The 19452-nt window shown below is 72.2% G+C and carries 22 protein-coding genes; 14 read left to right on the top strand and 8 right to left on the bottom strand.

Translation table 11 applies throughout. From position 1 onward, the window contains the following. Window positions 1-49: 49 nt before the first annotated feature. From AB0C59_RS08085 to AB0C59_RS08050, 8 genes are all read left to right on the top strand, one after another. A complete protein-coding gene (locus AB0C59_RS08085; RefSeq protein ID WP_363001813.1) occupies window positions 50-1285 on the top strand; it encodes a sensor histidine kinase in 1236 nt (411 codons plus the stop codon). After that, on the top strand, window positions 1282-1938 hold the full coding sequence (locus AB0C59_RS08080; RefSeq protein WP_363001812.1) for a response regulator transcription factor: 657 nt from the start codon (window positions 1282-1284) through the stop codon (window positions 1936-1938). The genes AB0C59_RS08085 and AB0C59_RS08080 overlap by 4 nt, the downstream gene beginning before the upstream one ends. 130 nt (window positions 1939-2068) lie before the next feature. Then, window positions 2069-2494 (top strand): SRPBCC family protein, encoded by a 426-nt coding sequence (locus tag AB0C59_RS08075; protein ID WP_363001810.1) that lies wholly within the window; start codon window positions 2069-2071, stop codon window positions 2492-2494. Beyond that, the gene (locus AB0C59_RS08070; RefSeq protein ID WP_363001808.1) at window positions 2491-2949 is read left to right on the top strand and encodes a MarR family transcriptional regulator; all 459 of its coding nucleotides are present in this window, start codon (window positions 2491-2493) and stop codon (window positions 2947-2949) included. The genes AB0C59_RS08075 and AB0C59_RS08070 overlap by 4 nt, the downstream gene beginning before the upstream one ends. A gap of 280 nt (window positions 2950-3229) precedes the next feature. After that, the gene (locus AB0C59_RS08065; RefSeq protein WP_363001806.1) at window positions 3230-3448 is read left to right on the top strand and encodes a hypothetical protein; all 219 of its coding nucleotides are present in this window, start codon (window positions 3230-3232) and stop codon (window positions 3446-3448) included. A 46-nt stretch (window positions 3449-3494) separates the two neighbouring features. Further along, the gene (gene recO / locus AB0C59_RS08060) at window positions 3495-4241 is read left to right on the top strand and encodes a DNA repair protein RecO (protein WP_363001804.1); all 747 of its coding nucleotides are present in this window, start codon (window positions 3495-3497) and stop codon (window positions 4239-4241) included. A gap of 86 nt (window positions 4242-4327) precedes the next feature. After that, a complete protein-coding gene (locus AB0C59_RS08055) occupies window positions 4328-5161 on the top strand; it encodes an isoprenyl transferase (protein WP_363001802.1) in 834 nt (277 codons plus the stop codon). Between the two features lie 97 nt (window positions 5162-5258). Then, window positions 5259-5804 carry a hypothetical protein gene (locus AB0C59_RS08050; RefSeq protein WP_363001800.1) on the top strand — a complete coding sequence of 182 codons (546 nt, stop codon included), beginning with the start codon at window positions 5259-5261 and terminating at the stop codon, window positions 5802-5804. Between the two features lie 35 nt (window positions 5805-5839). Here the strand turns inward: AB0C59_RS08050 and AB0C59_RS08045 are convergent, their stop codons facing one another. From AB0C59_RS08045 to AB0C59_RS08030, 4 genes are all read right to left on the bottom strand, one after another. Continuing rightward, window positions 5840-6250 carry a transcriptional repressor gene (locus tag AB0C59_RS08045; protein ID WP_363001798.1) on the bottom strand — a complete coding sequence of 137 codons (411 nt, stop codon included), beginning with the start codon at window positions 6248-6250 and terminating at the stop codon, window positions 5840-5842. Between the two features lie 95 nt (window positions 6251-6345). Further along, window positions 6346-7272, bottom strand: a complete 927-nt coding sequence (locus tag AB0C59_RS08040) for a metal ABC transporter permease (RefSeq protein ID WP_363001796.1) — start codon at window positions 7270-7272, stop codon at window positions 6346-6348. Next, window positions 7272-8054 (bottom strand): metal ABC transporter ATP-binding protein, encoded by a 783-nt coding sequence (locus tag AB0C59_RS08035; protein ID WP_363001794.1) that lies wholly within the window; start codon window positions 8052-8054, stop codon window positions 7272-7274. The genes AB0C59_RS08040 and AB0C59_RS08035 overlap by 1 nt, the downstream gene beginning before the upstream one ends. Beyond that, window positions 8051-9037, bottom strand: coding sequence for a metal ABC transporter substrate-binding protein (locus tag AB0C59_RS08030; RefSeq protein ID WP_363001792.1), 987 nt, complete (start codon window positions 9035-9037; stop codon window positions 8051-8053). Before AB0C59_RS08030 ends, AB0C59_RS08035 begins: the two co-directional genes overlap by 4 nt. Before the next feature lie 243 nt (window positions 9038-9280). Here AB0C59_RS08030 and AB0C59_RS08025 point away from each other — a divergent pair, with 243 nt between their 5' ends. From AB0C59_RS08025 to AB0C59_RS08015, 3 genes are all read left to right on the top strand, one after another. Beyond that, entirely contained in the window at window positions 9281-10663 is a 1383-nt protein-coding gene (locus tag AB0C59_RS08025) for a glycine--tRNA ligase (RefSeq protein ID WP_363001790.1), read from the top strand. A gap of 165 nt (window positions 10664-10828) precedes the next feature. Further along, on the top strand, window positions 10829-11842 hold the full coding sequence (locus AB0C59_RS08020; protein WP_363001788.1) for an aldo/keto reductase: 1014 nt from the start codon (window positions 10829-10831) through the stop codon (window positions 11840-11842). Between the two features lie 26 nt (window positions 11843-11868). After that, window positions 11869-12462 carry a TetR family transcriptional regulator gene (locus AB0C59_RS08015; RefSeq protein ID WP_363001786.1) on the top strand — a complete coding sequence of 198 codons (594 nt, stop codon included), beginning with the start codon at window positions 11869-11871 and terminating at the stop codon, window positions 12460-12462. Window positions 12463-12600: 138 nt separating this feature from the next. On the opposite strand, the gene AB0C59_RS08010 is transcribed toward AB0C59_RS08015, so the two are convergent. Next, complete coding sequence (locus AB0C59_RS08010; protein ID WP_363001784.1) at window positions 12601-13062, bottom strand: VOC family protein; 462 nt, start codon at window positions 13060-13062, stop codon at window positions 12601-12603. Window positions 13063-13257: 195 nt separating this feature from the next. On the opposite strand from AB0C59_RS08010, the gene AB0C59_RS08005 reads away from it, so the two are divergent. After that, window positions 13258-13740, top strand: a complete 483-nt coding sequence (locus AB0C59_RS08005) for a hypothetical protein (RefSeq protein WP_363001782.1) — start codon at window positions 13258-13260, stop codon at window positions 13738-13740. A 166-nt stretch (window positions 13741-13906) separates the two neighbouring features. On the opposite strand, the gene AB0C59_RS08000 is transcribed toward AB0C59_RS08005, so the two are convergent. Continuing rightward, window positions 13907-15337 carry an MFS transporter gene (locus AB0C59_RS08000; protein WP_363001780.1) on the bottom strand — a complete coding sequence of 477 codons (1431 nt, stop codon included), beginning with the start codon at window positions 15335-15337 and terminating at the stop codon, window positions 13907-13909. 100 nt (window positions 15338-15437) lie between these two features. Here AB0C59_RS08000 and AB0C59_RS07995 point away from each other — a divergent pair, with 100 nt between their 5' ends. After that, entirely contained in the window at window positions 15438-16376 is a 939-nt protein-coding gene (locus AB0C59_RS07995) for a helix-turn-helix transcriptional regulator (RefSeq protein ID WP_363001778.1), read from the top strand. A 36-nt stretch (window positions 16377-16412) separates the two neighbouring features. Here AB0C59_RS07995 and AB0C59_RS07990 read toward each other — a convergent pair whose 3' ends face one another. Then, window positions 16413-17858 carry an MFS transporter gene (locus AB0C59_RS07990; RefSeq protein WP_363001776.1) on the bottom strand — a complete coding sequence of 482 codons (1446 nt, stop codon included), beginning with the start codon at window positions 17856-17858 and terminating at the stop codon, window positions 16413-16415. 98 nt (window positions 17859-17956) lie between these two features. Between AB0C59_RS07990 and dusB the strand changes: the two genes are divergently transcribed. Next, on the top strand, window positions 17957-19123 hold the full coding sequence (gene dusB / locus AB0C59_RS07985) for a tRNA dihydrouridine synthase DusB (RefSeq protein ID WP_363001774.1): 1167 nt from the start codon (window positions 17957-17959) through the stop codon (window positions 19121-19123). Window positions 19124-19158: 35 nt separating this feature from the next. On the opposite strand, the gene AB0C59_RS07980 is transcribed toward dusB, so the two are convergent. Next, window positions 19159-19383, bottom strand: coding sequence for a hypothetical protein (locus AB0C59_RS07980; protein WP_363001772.1), 225 nt, complete (start codon window positions 19381-19383; stop codon window positions 19159-19161). Between the last annotated feature and the right edge of the window lie 69 nt (window positions 19384-19452).

The raw sequence follows: 19452 nt of genomic DNA, 5'->3' as shown, positions 1-19452 counted from the left end.
GTCCACGGTCCGATGACCGGTGCCGTGCCGCGTGCCTACGATCGCCGACATGCCCGCCACGTCGTCGCTTCCCCTGCTCAGATCCGTCGCGCCCCGCGCCTGGATCGTGCTCGTCTGGTGGGTGAGCACGCTGTTCACGCTGCTGACCACGTTCCGGCTGCCCGGTGAGACGGAGCCGCAGAAGTGGCAGGCGGCCCAGCTGTACCGCTGGGACGGGCTGACGACACTCGTGCTGTCCACCGTGCTGGTGCTGTGCGGGGCCAGGCTGCTCGACCGCCGTCCGCTGCGCGCCCTCACCCTGCTGATCCTCGCCTCCATCGGCGAGACCACGACCATCGGGGTGGGCGAACTGCCCATGGCGCAGTACCTCACGCCCGTCCTGGCCCTGTACTTCATCGCCACGACCCGCCCGCGCCGTACCGCCGCCATCGCCCTGGCCATGGGTGTCGGCACCCTCGCGCTGTACATCTGCGTACGGCTGCTGTGCGGCTGGAGCGTGGGCATGTCGGCCGAACTGGCCGTGGCACTGGTGACGTTGGTTGCCTGGCTGCTCGGCGGCTCCGTGCACCAGGCGCGCGAGCACGCACGGCAGCTGAGCGCCCGCACGGCGCGGCAGGCGGTGACCGAGGAACGACTGCGCATCGCCCGGGAGATGCACGACACGGTCGCGCACAGCATCGGGATCATCGCCCTTCAGGCGGGCGCGGCGGCCCGGGTGGCGACCACGCAGCCCGAGGCCGCGCGGGAGGCGATGCAGGCGGTGGAGGCGACGGGCCGTCAGACCCTGGCGGGGCTACGGCGGATGCTGGTGGCGCTGCGGGCCGCCGAGGCCGGTGCCGAGTCCGGCGCCGAGGCCGAGGAGCACGACCACGGCGCCGGGCTGGCGGACCTGGACGGGCTGGCCGCCGCGACCACGGCGGCCGGTGTGCGGGTCGAGGTGCGGCGTGGCGGTGAGCCCCGCCAACTGCCTCCGGACATCGAGCTGTCGGCGTTCCGCGTCATCCAGGAGTCGGTGACGAACGTCGTACGGCACTCCGGCAGCGACGCGTGCCTCGTGACCCTCGACTACGGTCGGGACGCGCTGTCCGTGGAAGTCACCGACGAGGGCCGGGGACACGGCACGGCCACCGACACGGGCTTCGGCCTCGCGGGCATGCGGGAGCGCGTGGCCCTGCTGCACGGCGAGTTCAGCGCCGCACCGCGCCCGGGCGGCGGCTTTCGCGTCGCGGCCCGCCTGCCCCTGCCGGACGCTCTCGCCGACACCGCGCCGGCGGTCGCCCGATGACGGTGCGTGTGGTCCTCGCCGACGACCAGCAGCTGATCCGTACGGCGCTGCGCATGGTGATGGCGGACATCGAGGACATCGAGGTGGTGGCCGAGGCGAGCACCGGTGCCGAGGCGGTGGCCCTGGCCGAGGAGCACGGCCCGGACGTCGTCGTCATGGACATCCGCATGCCGCTGATGGACGGCATCGAGGCGACCCGCCGCATCGCCTCGGGGCCGGGGGAGACGCGGATCGTGGTGCTGACGACCTTCGACGACGACGACCACGTGTACGGGGCGCTGCGCGCGGGCGCGTCCGGGTTCCTGGTCAAGGACATGGCGCTGGACGACATCATCGGCGCGGTGCGGGTGGTGGCGGCAGGCGACGCGCTGATCGCGCCCGGGGTGACCCGGCGGCTGATCCGGGACTTCGCGACCCGCCGCGGACCGGTGGGCCCGCGCCGCGCGCTGACGGCCGTCACCGAGCGCGAGCGGGAGGTGCTGACGCTGGTGGGGCGAGGCCTGTCGAACACGGAGATAGCCGAGGAGCTGTACATCAGCGTCTCGACGGCCAAGACGTACCTGACCCGGCTGCTGACGAAGCTGGACGCGAGGGACCGGGTGCAGCTCGTGATCATCGCGTACGAGGCGGGGCTGGTGTCGGTCTCGGGGTGAGGCGCGCCGACCGCTACCGTGAACGGACCTGAGGGGACATCAGGTGCCCGCTTCGTGGGTCCGCGCTCCCGCCCCCGCTCCATGGTGTGCATGCTGATGGTAAGCGTGCATATCTTCTGGAGGTGGCAGCATGTGGGAGTTCGAGCACACCGTCGAGGCCGACGTGACCACGGCCCAGGTCTGGGCGCGGTACGCGGACACCGCGACCTGGCCCGAGTGGGACGAGGGCCTCGAGCGCGTGACGCTGGCCGGACCGTTCGAGGCGGGCGTGACGGGGACGCTGACGCCCCAGGGGCAGGAGGCGCTGCCGTTCGTCCTCACGGAGGTCGTGCCCGACAAGGGCTTCACCGACGAGACGGTGATCCCGGACACCGTCACCCTGCGCTTCGTCCATCTGCTGACCCCGCTGCCGGGCGACCGTACGCGGATCACACACCGGCTGGAGATCGAGGGGCCGGCCGCCGACCGGATGGGACCCGAGCTCGGGCCCCGGATCGGCGCCGACTTCCCCGACGCCATGGCGGCCCTGGCCGAGGCCGCGCGGCGGCACGCATGACCGACCGCGAGCGGCGGGGGCGGGAACCCTGGGGCAACCCGGGGTTCCTGCTGTGGCGGGTCACGCTGCGGTGGCAGCGGGCCGTCGCGGGAGCCCTGCGGCCCCTCGGGCTGACGCATCCCCAGTTCGTCGTGCTGGCCGGCGCCTGGTGGCTCGGCCGCGACGGCCGGCCACCCAGCCAGCGCGAACTCGCCGAACACGCCGGCATGGACGCCATGACCACCTCCCAGGTCGCCCGGACCCTGGAGGCCAAACGGCTCCTCAGGCGCGAGCAGGACCAGCGGGACACCCGGGTCAGACGCCTGCTCGTCACGCCGGAGGGGAGAGGGCTCGCCGCGCGGGCCGTCGAAGCCGTCGAGTCCGTCGACCGCGACTACTTCGGCGCGGTCCCGGACGGCCCCGCCTTCGTCGACGCCCTGCTGTCCCTCGCGCCGCCCGACCCCGGGGAGCGGTAGGGCCACTGGGGTTGTGTGCCTGCGTGTCGGCGGCCGAACCTCCGCGAAACCCCCGCTCGGACGAACGCACCGCGTCCACCTCGCGTCTTGCACAGCGCAGACACCCGCCAGTGTAGATGCAGAGCGTCACCACGGGGGCGCGAAGGGTAAAAGTCGACAGGGCGGGGGAGTTCGATGGCTGCAGTGCACGTATCACTCGGGGGACGAGACTCGGCGCGGCGCGTCGAAGAGCGGAGGAGATCGTGAAGAAGTGGCGTCCGCGGCCGGCCGCGGAGGAGTGATGCAGGAGCCGCCGATCGGCTCGTACGCCATCGACGTCCGTACCGGAAGGGTCGGCGTGGTGATGGGGCACGAGGGGCCGTATGTGCAGCTGAGGCCGTATGGCGGGGGCAGGGAGTGGGACGTGGAACCGGACGCCGTGCGCGCCGCGACCCCGGCGGAGCGCCTGCGCGCCGCGACCGCGTACGCCAACGCGCGCAGCCGGGGCGAGGTCCCTTGACGCCCGGCCCCCCGGGGCGCGTGCGGCGTAGGCGAGAATGGGGCCCATGAGTCTGTTCCGCGACGACGGCATCGTGCTGCGCACCCAGAAGCTGGGTGAGGCGGACCGGATCATCACCCTGCTCACCCGAGGCCATGGACGCGTACGTGCCGTGGCCCGCGGGGTGAGACGGACCAAGTCGAAGTTCGGCGCCCGGCTGGAGCCGTTCTCCCACGTGGACGTGCAGTTCTTCGCGCGGGGGAGCGACCTGGTGGGGCGCGGGCTGCCGCTGTGCACCCAGAGCGAGACCATCGCGCCCTACGGCGGCGGCATCGTCATGGACTACGCCCGCTACACCGCCGGCACCGCCATGCTGGAGACCGCCGAGCGGTTCACCGACCACGAGGGCGAACCGGCCGTCCAGCAGTATCTGCTGCTCGTCGGGGGCCTGCGCACCCTCGCCCGCGGCGAGCACGCGCCGCATCTCGTGCTCGACGCCTTCCTGCTGCGCTCCCTCGCCGTCAACGGCTACGCGCCCAGCTTCGGGGACTGCGCGAAGTGCGGCATGCCCGGACCCAACCGGTTCTTCTCCGTGGCCTCGGGCGGCGTGGTCTGCGTCGACTGCCGGGTGCCCGGCAGCGTCGTACCCTCGCCGGGGGCGCTCGGACTGCTCGGCGCGCTGCTGACGGGGGACTGGGAGACCGCCGACGCGTGCGAGCCCCGGTACGTCCGGGAGGGCAGCGGGCTGGTGTCCGCCTATCTGCACTGGCACCTGGAGCGCGGACTGCGCTCCCTGCGCTACGTGGAACAGTAGGGCGACGTACGTCGAAGCGACCTGAGACAAGGCCGGGCCCGAGGCGCGGCCGAGCCTGAAGAAACACCGAGGGAGAAGAGAAGCACATGGCCGTACGCGGGTTCCTGGGACGCCAGCGCCGTGAGTACCGGACGCCGGAACCGCACCCGTCCGGGGCCCGTGCGCCGAGGCTCCCCGGCGAGCTGATCCCCAAGCACGTGGCGATCGTCATGGACGGCAACGGCCGCTGGGCCAAGGAGCGCGGCCTGCCGCGCACCGAGGGGCACAAGGTCGGCGCCGAGCGGGTCCTCGACGTGCTCCAGGGATGCATCGAGATGGGCGTGCAGAACATCTCGCTGTACGCCTTCTCCACCGAGAACTGGAAGCGCTCGCCCGACGAGGTCCGCTTTCTCATGAACTTCAACCGCGACTTCATCCGCAAGACCCGCGACCAGCTCGACGAGCTGGGCATCCGGGTGCGCTGGGTGGGCCGTATGCCCAAGCTGTGGAAGTCGGTGGCCAAGGAGCTCCAGATCGCCCAGGAGCAGACCAAGGACAACGACCGGCTCACGCTCTACTTCTGCATGAACTACGGCGGCCGCGCCGAGATCGCCGACGCGGCGCAGGCCCTCGCCGAGGACGTGAGGGCGGGCCGGCTCGACCCCTCGAAGGTCAGCGAGAAGACCCTCGCGAAGTACCTCTACTACCCGGACATGCCCGACGTGGACCTGTTCCTTCGGCCGAGCGGCGAACAGCGCACCTCCAACTACCTCCTGTGGCAGAGCGCCTACGCCGAGCTGGTCTTCCAGGACGTGCTGTGGCCGGACTTCGACCGCCGCGACCTGTGGCGGGCGTGCGTGGAGTTCGCCTCCCGCGACCGCCGCTTCGGCGGCGCCGTCCCGAACGAGGAACTGCTGGCCATGGAGGGCGGCCAGGAGTAGCCGCGGCGGCGGGGCCGGTGGGCGGGGCCCCCGGTTCACCGGCGGTCCGCGGTGCTGCTCTACGATCACCGCTCGCACGCAGGACCGGGGAGGGACCATGAGTGAGCAGGCCGTGGAGCAGCACGGAAGACAGGTCGAGCTGGAGTACGACCTGCGGGTCGAGGACCTGGCGGACGCCGTCAGGGTCCTGATCCGCAAGCGGGGCGGGCTGTACGGCCTCTTCCTCCACCCCGTCCTCCACGTCTGCGTCGGGCTGGTGGGCGCCGCTCTGGTGGCCCTGGGGCTGCGCGGGGACCACGGCGGCTTCTTCGCGTTCGGCATCGGGCTCGTCGCCTGGGCGGTGCTGATGTACCGCTCACCCCGCATCTCGGCCCGCAACCTGCTCAAGGCCAACCAGCACCACGGCACGATGCGGGTGTCCGTCGGCGAGGACGGCGTCCGGACGGCCAGCACCCACATGGACGCGCGCATGGCGTGGACCAACTACGGCAGCTACGCCGAGGGCGAGCACTGCTTCGTGCTGCGCAGCCCCGACCGGCGCGGGAACTGCGCGGCGGTGCTCGTGAAGCGCGGCGCGCGATCGCCCGAGGACCTGGACCGCCTGCGCGCCCTCCTGGACACCCGGCTGCCCCGGGTCCGCTAGGCCCTGGCCCGTCCGGCGGGCGAGGGGGGCGGGGCCTACCGCGCGGAGCACTCCGCGCAGGTGCCGAAGATCTCCACCGTGTGGGCGACGTTGGTGTAGCCGTGCTCCGCGGCGATGGCCTCGGCCCACTTCTCCACGGCGGGACCCTCCACCTCGACGGCCTTGCCGCACACCCGGCACACCAGGTGGTGGTGGTGCTCGCCGGTCGAGCAGCGGCGGTAGACGGACTCCCCGTCCGAGGTGCGCAGCACGTCGACCTCGCCGGCGTCGGCCAGGGACTGCAGAGTGCGGTAGACGGTGGTCAGGCCCACCGAGTCGCCCTTGTGCTTGAGCATGTCGTGGAGCTCCTGGGCGCTGCGGAACTCGTCGACCTCGTCGAGTGCCGCCGCCACGGCGGCACGCTGGCGGGTGGAACGTCCCCGTACGGGCGGGCCGGCGGTCGTCACGGCTGCCTCCTTCGCGATGGCTCGCTCGCCTCGGCTCTCGCGCAGTCCAGGCCTGCGCCTTGCCGGGCCATTGTGCCAGTCCAGACGGCTCGCGGTCAGACTCCGGCCCCGTCGGCCGCCTCCCGGGCGGCCGGAACCGCACCCGTCGGCGCGTCCTGGGCGCGGCCCGCCGCGAGGCCCCCCGCGAGGTCCGCGGCGGCCGCCGCACGGGCCCGCCGGCGGGCCAGGGGCGCGGCGAGCGCGGTCAGCGCGAGGAACGCCGCGATCGTCAGCAGCACGATCGTCGCGCCGGGCGGCACGTCCTGGTAGTACGACGTGATCGTGCCGCCGAGGGTCACACCCACCCCGATCACGGCCGAGATCACCGAGGTCGCCGTGAAGCCGCGGCCGAGCTGCTGTGCCGCGGCGACGGGCACCACCATCAGGGCGGAGACCAGGAGCAGGCCCACCACCCGCATGGCGACCGTCACGGTCATGGCCGCCGTGACGGCCGTGAGCAGGTTGAGGGCGCGCACCGGCAGCCCCGTCACCCGCGCGAACTCCTCGTCCTGGCCGACCGCGAACAGCTGGCGGCGCAGGCCGACCGTGACCAGGACGACGAACGCGGCCAGCACGCAGATCGCCGTGAGGTCCTCCTGCGAGACGGTCGAGAGCGAACCGAACAGGTAGGAGGTGAGGTTCGCGTTGGAGCCGCCCGGGGCCAGGTTGATGAACATCACGCCGCCCGCCATACCGCCGTAGAACAGCAGGGCGAGCGCGATGTCCCCGCGTGTGCGGCCGTACCAGCGGATCAGTTCCATCAGCACCGCGCCGAGGACGGAGACGGCCGTCGCCATCCACACCGGGGAGGTGGAGAGCAGGAAGCCGAGGCCGACGCCCGTCATGGCGACATGGCCGATGCCGTCGCCCATCAGGGCCTGGCGGCGCTGCACGAGATGGATGCCGACGGCGGGCGCGGTGATACCGACCAGCACGGCGGCCAGCAGGGCACGCTGCATGAAGGCGTAGTCCAGGAAGTCCATCAGTCGGCCCGTTCTCCTGTCGGAAGGGGTGAGGTCGCCAGGTGCCCGTCGCGGGCGACGTGGTGCGGGGGGTGTGCGTGGTGGACCGGGTCGTGGCCCTCGGGGGACCGGTCGGGCGGGCCGTCGTGCACGACGCGGCCGTCGCGCAGCACGACCGCCCGGTCGATGAGCGGTTCCAGGGGCCCCAGCTCGTGCAGGACCAGCAGGACGCTCGTGCCGCCGGCCACCTGGCCCTGAAGCGTGTGGGCGAGCGTCTGCTGGCTCGCCAGGTCCACACCCGCCAACGGCTCGTCCATGATGAGCAGTTCGGGCCGTGAGGCGAGCGCCCGGGCGATCAGGACGCGCTGGTGCTGGCCGCCGGAGAGCGCGTCCATGCGGTCCTTGGCCCGGTCCGCCATGCCGACCAGTTCCAGGGCGGCCCGTACGGCGTCGCGGTCGGCCTTGCGCGCCCTGCCGAAGCGGCTGCGGGCGAGCCGGCCGGAGGCGACGATCTCCGCCACCGTGGCGGGCACGCCGCCCGCGGCCGTGGTGCGCTGGGGCACGTATCCCACGCGCCGCCAGTCGCGGAACCGCTCGCGCGGGCCGCCGAACAGCTCGACCGCGCCGGAGGCCACCGGCACCAGTCCGACGGCGGTGCGCACGGCGGTGGACTTGCCCGAGCCGTTCGCGCCGAGCAGCGCCACCACCTCGCCGCGCCGCACCTCGAGGTCGACGCCGCGCAGGACGGGGCGTGCGCCGAGGTCGGCGTGGACGCCGCACAGGGTCAGGACCGCCTCGCTCATCGGGCCCCCAGGGCGGTGCGCAGGGCGGTCAGGTTGGCGTCCATGACCTGGAAGTAGTCCCTGCCGCGGGACTTGGGGGTGATGCCCTCGATCGGGTCGAGCACGTCGGTGCGCAGCCCGGCGTCCTTGGCGACGGTCTTGGCGGTGGCGTCGCTGACGAGCGTCTCGTAGAAGACCGTGGACACCCCGTCGGCGCGGGCCATCGACTCCAGGCCGCGCACCCGGGCGGCGCTGGGCTCGGAGTCCGGGTCCAGGCCGTTGATGGCCTCCTCGGTGATGCCGTAGCGCTCGGCGAGGTAGCCGAAGGCGGCGTGGGTGGTGATGAAGACCTTGCTCCGGGTGCTGCGCAGCCCGTCCGCGTACCGGGTGTCCAGGGCGTGGAGCCTGGCCGTCAGTGTCCTGGTGCGGGCGCGGTAGCCGTCGGCGTGGTCGGGGTCGGCCTTCTCGAAGGCCCTGCCGACGCCGGCCGCGACCTGGGCGTAGCGCACCGGGTCCAGCCAGAGGTGGGGGTCCTTGCCGCCGCCCTCCTCCTCGCCCGGGGAGTCGTCGTGGGCGGCGGCGTGCCCGCCCACCTCGTTGCCGTGCTTCTCCAGGGTGGTCAGCGAGGCCGCGTCGATCTTCGTGCGCACCTCGGACTGGGCGACCGCGTCGTCGACGGAGGGCTGGAGGCCCTTGAGGTAGAGGACCGCGTCGGACTCCTGGAGGCACGCGGTCTGCCGGGCGCTGATCTCCAGGTCGTGCGGTTCCTGGCCGGGCTGGGTCAGGCTGCTGACCCGGACGTGGGGGCCGCCGACCTGCTCGGCGAGGAAGGCCATCGGATAGAAGGACGCGACGACGTCGAGCGTCCCGTCGTTCTCGTTCTTCCCGTGGCTGCACCCCGTGGCCTGGCTGTCGGAGCGGCAGCCCGAGGTGCCCGCGAGGGTGAGGGCGGCGACCGCGGTCAGGGCGGCCGCGCGTATGGGGCGTCGACGACGTGGGTTCATGACATTCATTTTCAACAAAGATGGAAACGGTTGTCAATAAGCCGGGGTGCCGGCCCGGCTCGCGGATCCGGGGGACCCCGCTTCAGGCCCGCGGTCTGCCTACCGATTTGATTGGAGGGGAGCCCCCGCCGGTAACCTGAAGCATTCGCTCTGAAGCAACGCTGAGGCGGTGCACTGCCCTGGGGCAGCACACCGCCCTGAAGCGGCAGCTTCGTCGCCCGTCGTCGTAATGAAGAGAGCACCGTGGCCGCCGACAAGATCGACACCATCGTCAGCCTGAGCAAGCGCCGTGGCTTCGTATTCCCGTGCAGCGAGATCTACGGCGGTCAGCGGGCCGCCTGGGACTACGGACCGCTGGGTGTCGAGCTCAAGGAGAACATCAAGCGCCAGTGGTGGCGCTACATGGTCACGTCCCGCGAGGACGTCGTCGGCATCGACTCCTCGGTGATCCTGGCGACCGAGGTCTGGGTGGCCTCCGGTCACGTCGCCACCTTCACCGACCCGCTCACCGAGTGCACCTCCTGCCACAAGCGCTTCCGCGCGGACCACCTGGAGGAGGCCTACGAGGCCAAGCACAACCGCCTGCCGGAGAACGGCCTCGCGGACGTCAACTGCCCCAACTGTGGCAACAAGGGCCAGTTCACCGAGCCCAAGCAGTTCTCGGGGCTGCTCTCCACCCACCTCGGCCCCACGCAGGACAGCGGCTCGGTCGCCTACCTGCGCCCCGAGACCGCGCAGGGCATCTTCACCAACTTCAGCCAGGTCCAGCAGACCGCCCGCAAGAAGCCGCCGTTCGGCATCGCGCAGATGGGCAAGTCCTTCCGCAACGAGATCACGCCCGGCAACTTCATCTTCCGCACCCGCGAGTTCGAGCAGATGGAGATGGAGTTCTTCGTCAAGCCGGGCGAGGACGAGACGTGGCAGGAGTACTGGATGGAGCAGCGCTGGAACTGGTACACCGGCCTCGGTCTGCGCGAGGAGAACATGCGGTGGTACGACCACCCCAAGGAGAAGCTCTCCCACTACTCCAAGCGCACCGCCGACATCGAGTACCGCTTCCAGTTCGGCGGCAACGAGTGGGGTGAGCTGGAGGGCGTCGCCAACCGCACGGACTACGACCTCTCCGCACACTCCAAGGCCTCCGGCCAGGACCTCGCCTACTACGACCAGGAGGCCCAGGAGCGCTGGACGCCGTACGTCATCGAGCCCGCGGCCGGTGTCGGCCGCACGATGCTGGCGTTCCTGCTCGACTCCTACGTCGAGGACGAGGCGCCCAACGCCAAGGGCAAGATGGAGAAGCGCACGGTGCTGCGGCTCGACCCGCGCCTCGCGCCCGTGAAGGTCGCGGTCCTGCCGCTGTCCCGCAACCCCGAACTGTCGCCGAAGGCCAAGGGCCTGGCCCAGGCGCTGCGCGGGCACTGGAACATCGAGTTCGACGACGCGGGCGCCATCGGCCGCCGCTACCGCCGCCAGGACGAGATCGGTACGCCGTTCTGCGTGACGGTCGACTTCGACACGCTGGACGACAACGCGGTGACCGTCCGCGAGCGCGACTCGATGAAGCAGGAGCGCGTGTCGCTGGACCAGATCGAGGGCTACCTCGCCGCGCGGCTGATCGGCTGCTAGCCGGTACCGCCTGAACGACCTCCCGGACGCCGGGTGGGCTGCATCGGCAGCCCGCCCGGCGTCCGTCGTTTCCGGACACGCGACAACTATCAAATGACAGATATTGAAATCTGTCAGCTGTCATGCGAAGGTGGAGTCACCACGGAGGAAACCCAAGGAGTCCCCATGAGCACCCCCACCCCCCGCCCCCTCGGCAGCACCGGCCCCCGCGTCTTCCCGATCGGCCTCGGCTGCATGGGCATGTCCGCCATGTACGGCGACGCGGACCGCGCCGAGTCCCTCGCCACCGTCCACGCCGCCCTGGAGGCGGGCGTGACCCTGCTGGACACCGGCGACTTCTACGCCATGGGCCACAACGAGATGCTGGTCGGCGAGGCCCTGCGCACCGCCCCCGCGGCCCGCCGGGAACAGGCCCTGGTCAGCGTCAAGTTCGGCGCCATGCGCGGCCCCGGCGGCGACTGGATCGGAATCGACGGCCGACCTGCGGCCGTGAAGAACTTCGCCTCCTACTCGCTCCAGCGCCTCGGCGTCGACCACATCGACGTCTACCGGCTCGCACGCCTGGACCCGGACGTGCCCATCGAGGAGACGGTGGGCGCCGTCGCCGAACTGGTGGAGAAGGGGTACGTCCGGCACATCGGCCTCAGCGAGGTCGGCGCGGACACCATCCGCCGGGCCGTCGCCACCGCCCCCATCACGGACCTGCAGATCGAGTACGCGCTGATCTCGCGCGGCATCGAGGACCGCATCCTGCCCGTCACCCGTGAGCTGGGCATCGGGATCACCGCATACGGCGTGCTCTCCCGCGGCCTGATCTCGGGCCACTTCACCCGGGACCGGCAGCTGGGCGCGAACGACTTCCGCGCCCACTCGCCCCGCTTCCAGGGCGCGAACCTCGACCACAACCTCGACCTGGTCGAGCAGCTGAGGAAGATCGCCGAGCGGAAGGGCGCGAGCGTCGCGCAGCTCGCCATCGCCTGGGTGCTCTCGCGCGGCGACGACATCGTCCCGCTGCTCGGCGCCCGCACCCGCGAACGCCTCGCGGAGGCGCTCGGCGCGCTGGACGTGACCCTGGACGAGGCCGACCTCGCGGCCATCGAGGCGGCCGTGCCCGCGGACGCTGCTGCTGGGGAGCGCTACCCCCGGGCGCAGATGGCCCACCTCGACAGCGAGCACTGACCCGGGCGCCGGGTACCGTCGAGACCATGGCACCGACCACCGAGACCCTGACCGCCGAGCGCATCCTCGAAGCGACCGAGGAGGTGCTGCGCCGCCACGGCCCGGCCAAGGCCACCGTGGTGGACGTGGCCCGCGCGCTCGGCGTCAGCCACGGCAGCGTGTACCGCCACTTCCGGACCAAGGCGGCGCTGCGGGAGGCGGTCACCAAGCGGTGGCTGGACCGTACGTCCGAGGTACTCGCGAAGATCGTCGACGAGGACCGGGACCCGCGGGCGCGGCTGCGCGACTGGCTGGCGGCCCTGCTGGACGCCAAGCGCCGCAAGGCCGGGGACGACCCCGAGCTGTTCGCCACGTACATGGTGCTGACCGAGGAGGCCGGTGCGGCGGTCGGTGAGCACATCGACGACCTGACCGGCCAGATCGAGACGATCCTGCGCGCCGGTGCGGAGTCCGGCGCCTTCGCCATGGCCGACCCGGCGACGGCCGCCCGCGCCGTCTTCCACGCGACGGGCCGCTTCCACGACCCGGGCTACCACCGGGAGTGGGCGCGGCCCGGCATCGACGCCGAGTTCACAGCGGTCGTCGACCTGCTCCTCCAGGGACTGCGCCCGACCCACTGAAGCCGTCGCACCGGCGCCATGCCCCTCACCGAACCGAACGCCACCCCACCGAACCACCCCACACCGCCGCCCGGTTCCCGCGGTGGGCCCGCCGGGTTCCGGCGGGTGGTCACGGCCCCGGTGGTGTGCGGGGGTGGCTCAGGCCACGCAGAACTCGTTGCCCTCCGGGTCCCGCATGACCACCCAGTGGCCGGCGGGGCCCTTGTCCAACTCCTCGACGCGCGCCGCGCCCAGGGACTCCAGCCGTGCGACCGTCCCGTCGCGCGCCTCCGTCCCGGCCCCGGCGTGGACGTCGATGTGCAGCCGGTTCTTCACGGCCTTCGGCTCGGGGACGTCCTGGAACAGGATGCGCCGCCCCTGGCCGATCCCGGTCTCCTTGTCGTAGGGGTCCTCGGGATGCCGGATCGCCGCGAAGCCCCGGAAGTAGCGCCTGTCGGCATGCTCGATGACCGCCGCCTCGGGCAACTGGCCCGCGTCCAACAGACGTGCGATCAACGCACTGTTGTCCTCGATCTCGTACCCCAGCGCGGCGGCCCAGAAGTCCGCGAGGACGAGGGAGTCGCGCGCGTCGACGACCAGTTTCCAGTCAAGTGCTGCCATGGGAGCCGTTATATAGGGCGCGGACACCCCCGCGCGGCGTGTCGCCTCCTGTGGCGCCCGGCCCGCCTCCCGGTGCCATTCGGGTAGCCCGGGGCGCGACGGGTTTAGCGGCCGGGGCAGGCTGTGATGATCACCGCTGCCGAACCGCCTCCTCACGGCGGACCTCGCACAGGACGAAGCAGCGAAGGAGCATTCGTGTTCGCGAAACGATCAGTTCGACGTGCCGCAGGGGTCGCCGCCGCCACGGCCGGCCTGGTGGCGATGGCCATGCCTTCGGCCACCGCCGCTTCGGCCGGCGACCACGGCTGGGGCGGTGGCAGGGAGCGGACCTTCGAGCTGACCCTGACCCGGACCGGCGGCGCCGACCTGCCGGCCAACCCGGTCGCCGGAGACGTCTTCACCGAGTTCGGCACCGCCGTCCTCACCAGGACGGGACAGCCGTACGGCACATGGGGCTACCAGGGCGTGGTGACGGCCGTCGACGGCGGCACGCTCGAGGAGCAGGAGACCGGCGTGTTCGACACGCCCTACGGCCAGATCACGGCGCAGGGCATGAACTCCCGGGCGAACGGCGAGGACGCGATCACGGGCGGCACGAGGTCGTTCAGGCGGGCGAGCGGCTGGGTCACCCTCGACCCCACCGGCGAGACGGTGATGGTGCACGTCTTCGTGCCCTGAGCGCCCCGAGTGCCCTGACGCGGCCCGCGGAACCCGCTCGAACGACCGTTTGTCCGAGACGGGTTCACCGCCCCCGCGCCCCCGCGCGCCTCGACGCCGAGGGATTCCACCCGGAGTCCCTCGGCGCCGCCCCGCCCCCGCGCCCCGCCGCGTCGGCGCCCGGGCGTCAGATGATCGTGCGGGGCAGACGCAGGCTCAGGGCGATCGTGAGGGCGACCGCGCCCAGTTGGACCAGGAGCGTGGTCACCAGCGCGTCCCGCATCCCCATCGCGGGCACCAGCGCGAGGAAGAGGGAGCCGAGGGTCGCCACGCCCAGCGCCAGCGCCGACTGCTGGGTGGTCACCATGACCCCGCCGCCCACACCCGCGCGGGCGGCCGGCACCTCGGACAGGATGATCCGCATCACGATCGGGAGCTGGAGCGACTGGCCCGCGCCCGCCACCGCCGCACCGGGCAGCAGTTCCGCCACGCCCAGGTGCGGCCAGGACCGCCAGACCGCGAGCGCCATCAGGACCACACCGATCCCCTGGAGAAGCCCGCCCGCGCTCACCACGCGGGTGCCGAAGCGGGCGACCAGACGTGGGCCGCACAGCGACACGAGGAAGAACGCCCCGGCCATCGGCGTCAGCGCGAGCCCCGCCGGGACCGGCCCCAGCCCCGCACCCCGCTGAAGCGCCACCGCGATCACGAACATGAACCCGCTGAACCCCATCGAGAACGGCACCAGCATGATCAGCCCGCGCCGCAGCGACACCAGCGCGAACAGGCTCGGCGGCACCAGCGGCGTGCGGCCCCGCCGGTCCGCTCCGCGCTCCACCGCGTAGAACGCCCACGCCGCGAACGGGAACACCGCCAGCGACAGCCACGTCCACAGCGGCCAGCCCGCCGCACGGCCCTCGGTGAGCGGTGCGAGCAGCGTCACCAGCGACACGGCCAGCAGCACGGTGCCGGGCACGTCCACCGGCTCGGGGCGCGGGGCACGGGTCTCGGGAACGGCGCGCGCGGCCAGGAACAGTCCGACGACCACCACCGGCACGTTGACGAGGAACACCGAGCGCCAGCCGGTGCCCGCGATGTCCGCGGCCACCAGCACACCGCCGAGGATCTGTCCGGCGACCATGGACAGCCCGGCCGTCGCGCCGTAGAGGCTCATCGCCTTGGCGCGGTGCCGGCCGCTGGTCGCCGCCTGGATCGTGGCCAGGACCTGGGGCAGCATCGCGGCGGCCGCGGCGCCCTGCGCGACACGGGCCGCGACCAGCGTCCAGGCGTTCGGGGCGAGGCCGCAGGCCAGCGAGGTCACGCCGAAGGCGGCCATCCCGCCGAGGAAGAACTCGCGCCGCCCGAACAGGTCGCCGAGCCGGCCGCCCAGCACGAGCAGGACGGCGTAGGCGAGTCCGTAGCCCGACACCACGAGTTCGAGGACGGACTCGCTCGCGTGCAGGTCCCCGCCGATGGTCGGCAGGGCGACGTTGACGATGAAGAAGTCGATGAGGGGGAGTGCGGCGCCCAGCAGCACCGTGAACAGTCCGAGTCCGCTCAGCCGGGGTGTTTCCTGCACCGGGGAGCGGACCGTGCGCGCAGTGAGAGTTTCGGTCACACCCTGAGGTTCCACCGACTCCCAGGGTGGTACCAGAGTCTCCTTATCCTGGTACAAGCACTACCTGGCAACAGGGTCGGGCAGGCGGCAGGCTGGGAGCATGACGACCATGGTGCAGCGGACAGCGGCGCGCAGGCCGGACGAGGGGCGCCAGGCGACGGACCGCGACGCCCCGCCCGCGTCCGACATCCGGCGGCACGAGCTGGCGGCCTTCCTGCGGCACCGCCGCGAGCACATCACCCCCGAGCAGGTCGGACTGCCCCGCGGCAGGCGCCGCCGCACACCGGGGCTGCGGCGCGAGGAGGTCGCGCAGCTCTCCGCGGTCGGCGTCACCTGGTACACCTGGCTGGAGCAGGCGCGCGACATCCAGGTCTCCGTCCAGGTCCTGGACGCCCTCGCGCGCACCCTGCTGCTCGACGCGAGCGAGCGCGCCCACCTGTTCAACCTGGCCGGGGCCGTGGACCCGGCGCCCGGGGCCAGCTGCACACCGGTCACCGACGCCCAGCGCATCCTGCTGGAGCAGCTGGAGCCGCTGCCGGCCTGCATCACCAACAGCCGGTACGACATCGTCGCCTACAACCGCACCTACGGGCTGCTGCTGTGCGACCTCGACGCCGTCCCCCCGGAGGACCGCAACTGCCTCGTGCTCTGCTACACCCACCCCGACTGGCGCGCGGCCACCGTGGACCTGGAGGCGTCGATGCGGGTCATGGCCGCCAAGTTCCGCGCCAACATGGCCGGCCACCTCGGCGAGCCCGCGTGGAAGACGCTGCTGAAGCGGCTGACGACCCAGTCCGCCGAGTTCCGTGAGGTGTGGGAGCGGCATGAGGTGGTCGGCTCCGTCGGCAAGCGCAAGAAGTTCCTCAACGCCCATGTGGGCCTGCTGAGGCTGGACCACACGGACCTGTGGCTCGCGCCCACCAACGGCGCGCGGATGGTGTCGTACGCACCCGCCGACGACGAGACGCGGGAGCGTCTCGAACGGCTTCAGGAGATCGCGCTCCGCCGGGAGCGCGGGCGGGAGCGGACGGCGGCCTGACACCGGCCGCCGCGTCCGCGCCGCCGCGCCCCCGCGTCAGGCGCCTACGCCCGCCGTGTCCCGTATCTCCGCCGTGCGCAGCTGGTCGGCCGTGCGCTCCGCCGTCCGGTGGGCCCAGCGGCCCGTCGTCAGGGCGCCCAGCACCAGGACCGCGAGGCCGCAGGCGGTCAGGATCCACCAGCCGGGGCGGGCGGCGGACACGAACACCTCCTGGTACGGGCCCCTGCCCACGCCGGAGGCCAGGACCGAGCCGATCACGGCGACCCCGAGCGTGCCGCCGATCTGCCGGCTGGTGGAGGCGACGGCGGCCGCGACACCGGCCTGCGCGCGGGGCATGCCCGAGACCGCCGTGTTGGTGATGGGCGCGTTCACGAAGCCGAAGCCGAGGCCGAACAGGACGTAGCCGATCACGAGGGTGACGTTCGAGGTCTCGGCCTGGAAGGCCGCGAACAGCAGCCCGCTCGCGGTCATGGCGATCCCCGCCGTCAGCAGGGAGAAGCGCGGGCCCCTGCTGCCGACCAGCCGCCCCGAGACCGGCGCGCACACGAAGCACATGACGGCCATGGGCAGCATCCACAGGCCCGCGTGCAGGGCGTCGAGACGGCGTACGTTCTGGAGGTAGAGCGTCGACAGGAACAGGAAGCCGCTGAGCGCCGCGAACGCGCTGATCGCGACCACCGTCGCCCCGCTGAAGGGCACCGAGCGGAAGAAGCGCAGGTCGATGAGCGGTTCGGCGCGGCGCGGTTCGTACCACAGCAGGGCGACCAGCGCGGCCAGGGCCACCGCGCCGAAGGCCAGGGTGTGCGCGGCGGACGAGCTGGGCGCCTCGATGATCGCGTAGGTCAGGGACCCCAGCAGCGCGATGACCAGGAGCTGGCCCACCGGGTCGGGCCGCCGGGCCTTGGGGGCGCGGGACTCGGGGACGAACACCATGGTGAGCAGCAGCGCCGCGAGGCCCACCGGCAGGTTGAGCCAGAAGATCGAGCGCCAGCCGATCGAGTCGACCAGGAGTCCGCCGACGATGGGGCCCGCCGCCATGGAGATGCCGACGACGCCGCCCCACACCCCGATCGCGCGGGCGCGCTCGCGCGGGGAGGTGAAGGTGTTGGTGATGATCGACATGGCGACCGGGTTGAGCATGGAGCCGCCCACGGCCTGGACCATGCGGAAGACGATCAGGGAGTCCAGGTTCGGGGCGAGGGAGCACAGCGCCGAGCCGATCGTGAAGATCACGAGCCCGGCCTGGAAGACCCGGCGGCGGCCGACGCGGTCCGCGGTCGAGCCCGCGAGCATCAGCAGCGAGGCCAGGACCAGGGTGTACGCGTCGATCGTCCATTGCAGGCCGGACACGCTCGCGTGCAGTTCCTTCTGCATGGTGGGCAGGGCGACGTTCAGGACGGTGTTGTCCAGGCTCACGATCAGCAGACTCATGCAGCAGATCGCGAGCACGAGGACGCGTCGGCGATGGCTCAGCTCGGGCATGTCGTTCATCGTACGCCGATATCGATAGTGCGTCTAACTAATGACTGGTACACGATCATGTGCACCGGGTACCCCTCGGTGTGCGTGACAATGGGGGAATGCCCACGCCGACGACCCCGAGCACCCGCACCATGCCCTCGACGCTGCGGATCGGCCCCCACGCCGTCCAGCCGCCCGTCGTCCTCGCCCCCATGGCCGGGATCACGAACGCGCCGTTCCGCACCCTGTGCAGGGAGTTCAGCGGTGGCAAGGGCCTGTTCGTGAGCGAGATGATCACGACCCGGGCCCTGGTCGAGCGCAACGAGAAGACCATGCAGCTGATCACGTTCGACCCGAGCGAGCAGCCCCGCTCGATCCAGCTGTACGGCGTGGACCCGGCGACCGTCGGCAAGGCCGTCCGCATGATCGCGGAAGAGGGCCTCGCCGACCACATCGACCTGAACTTCGGCTGCCCGGTCCCGAAGGTGACCCGCAAGGGCGGCGGCTCCGCCCTCCCCTACAAGCGAAACCTGCTGCGGGCGATCCTGCGCGAGGCGGTCAGCGGCGCCGGCGACCTCCCGGTCACCATGAAGATGCGCAAGGGCATCGACGACGACCACATCACGTTCCTGGACGCCGGACGCATCGCCGTCGAGGAGGGCGTGACCGCCATCGCGCTGCACGGCCGCACCGCCTCCCAGCACTACGGCGGCACCGCCGACTGGGACTCCATCGCCCGGCTGAAGGAGCACGTCCCCGAGATCCCGGTGCTCGGCAACGGCGACATCTGGTCCGCCGAGGACGCCCTGCGGATGGTGCGCGAGACGGGCTGCGACGGGGTCGTCGTGGGCCGGGGCTGCCTCGGCCGGCCGTGGCTGTTCGCCGATCTGGTCGCGGCCTTCGAGGGGCGCGCCGAGGAGCTGGCGCGACCCGTCCTGCGCGAGGTCGCGGACGTCATGGTCCGGCACGCCACCCTGCTCGGCGAGTGGATCGGCGACGAGTCGCGCGGGGTCATCGACTTCCGCAAGCACGTGGCCTGGTACCTGAAGGGCTTCTCGGTCGGCTCCGAGATGCGCAAGCGGCTCGCGATCACCTCCTCGCTGGAGGAACTGCGGGCGGGCCTGGACGAACTCGACCTCGACCAGCCCTGGCCGACCGGCGCCGACGGCCCCCGCGGCCGTACGTCCGGCAACAACCGGGTGGTCCTGCCGGACGGCTGGCTGAAGGACCCGTACGACTGCGCGGGCATCAGCGAGGACGCGGAACTGGACACGTCCGGCGGCTGACACCACCGGCCCGGTCGGGCGTCCCCGCCGGGCCGCTACGCCTCCTCGGTGGCGAACAGTTCGAGGCGCCCGCACCGGGGGCAGCGGAACGCCTCTATCTGCCGCCGGAGCCGGCCCAGCCGTTTCGCGCCCCCGAAGAACCCCCGCTCCAGGGCCCCTTCGATCCAGCGCGCGTACCCGCGCGATCCCTGGCCGGAGTCCTCGATGAAGCCCTCCACCAGGCCGACGGTGCCGCAGTGGGTGCACGTGTGGTTGTCCATGCGGTGAGTGTAGGAAGGCCGCGCCCGACTCCGCGACGGGGTGGACGCGGCCTGCCGCGCTGCTGGTTC

This window comes from Streptomyces sp. NPDC048664 (genome assembly GCF_040650555.1).
Taxonomy (GTDB): domain Bacteria; phylum Actinomycetota; class Actinomycetes; order Streptomycetales; family Streptomycetaceae; genus Streptomyces.
The sequence above is the reverse complement of the archived record's forward strand: the minus strand, read 5'-3'. Positions and strand labels throughout refer to the sequence as shown.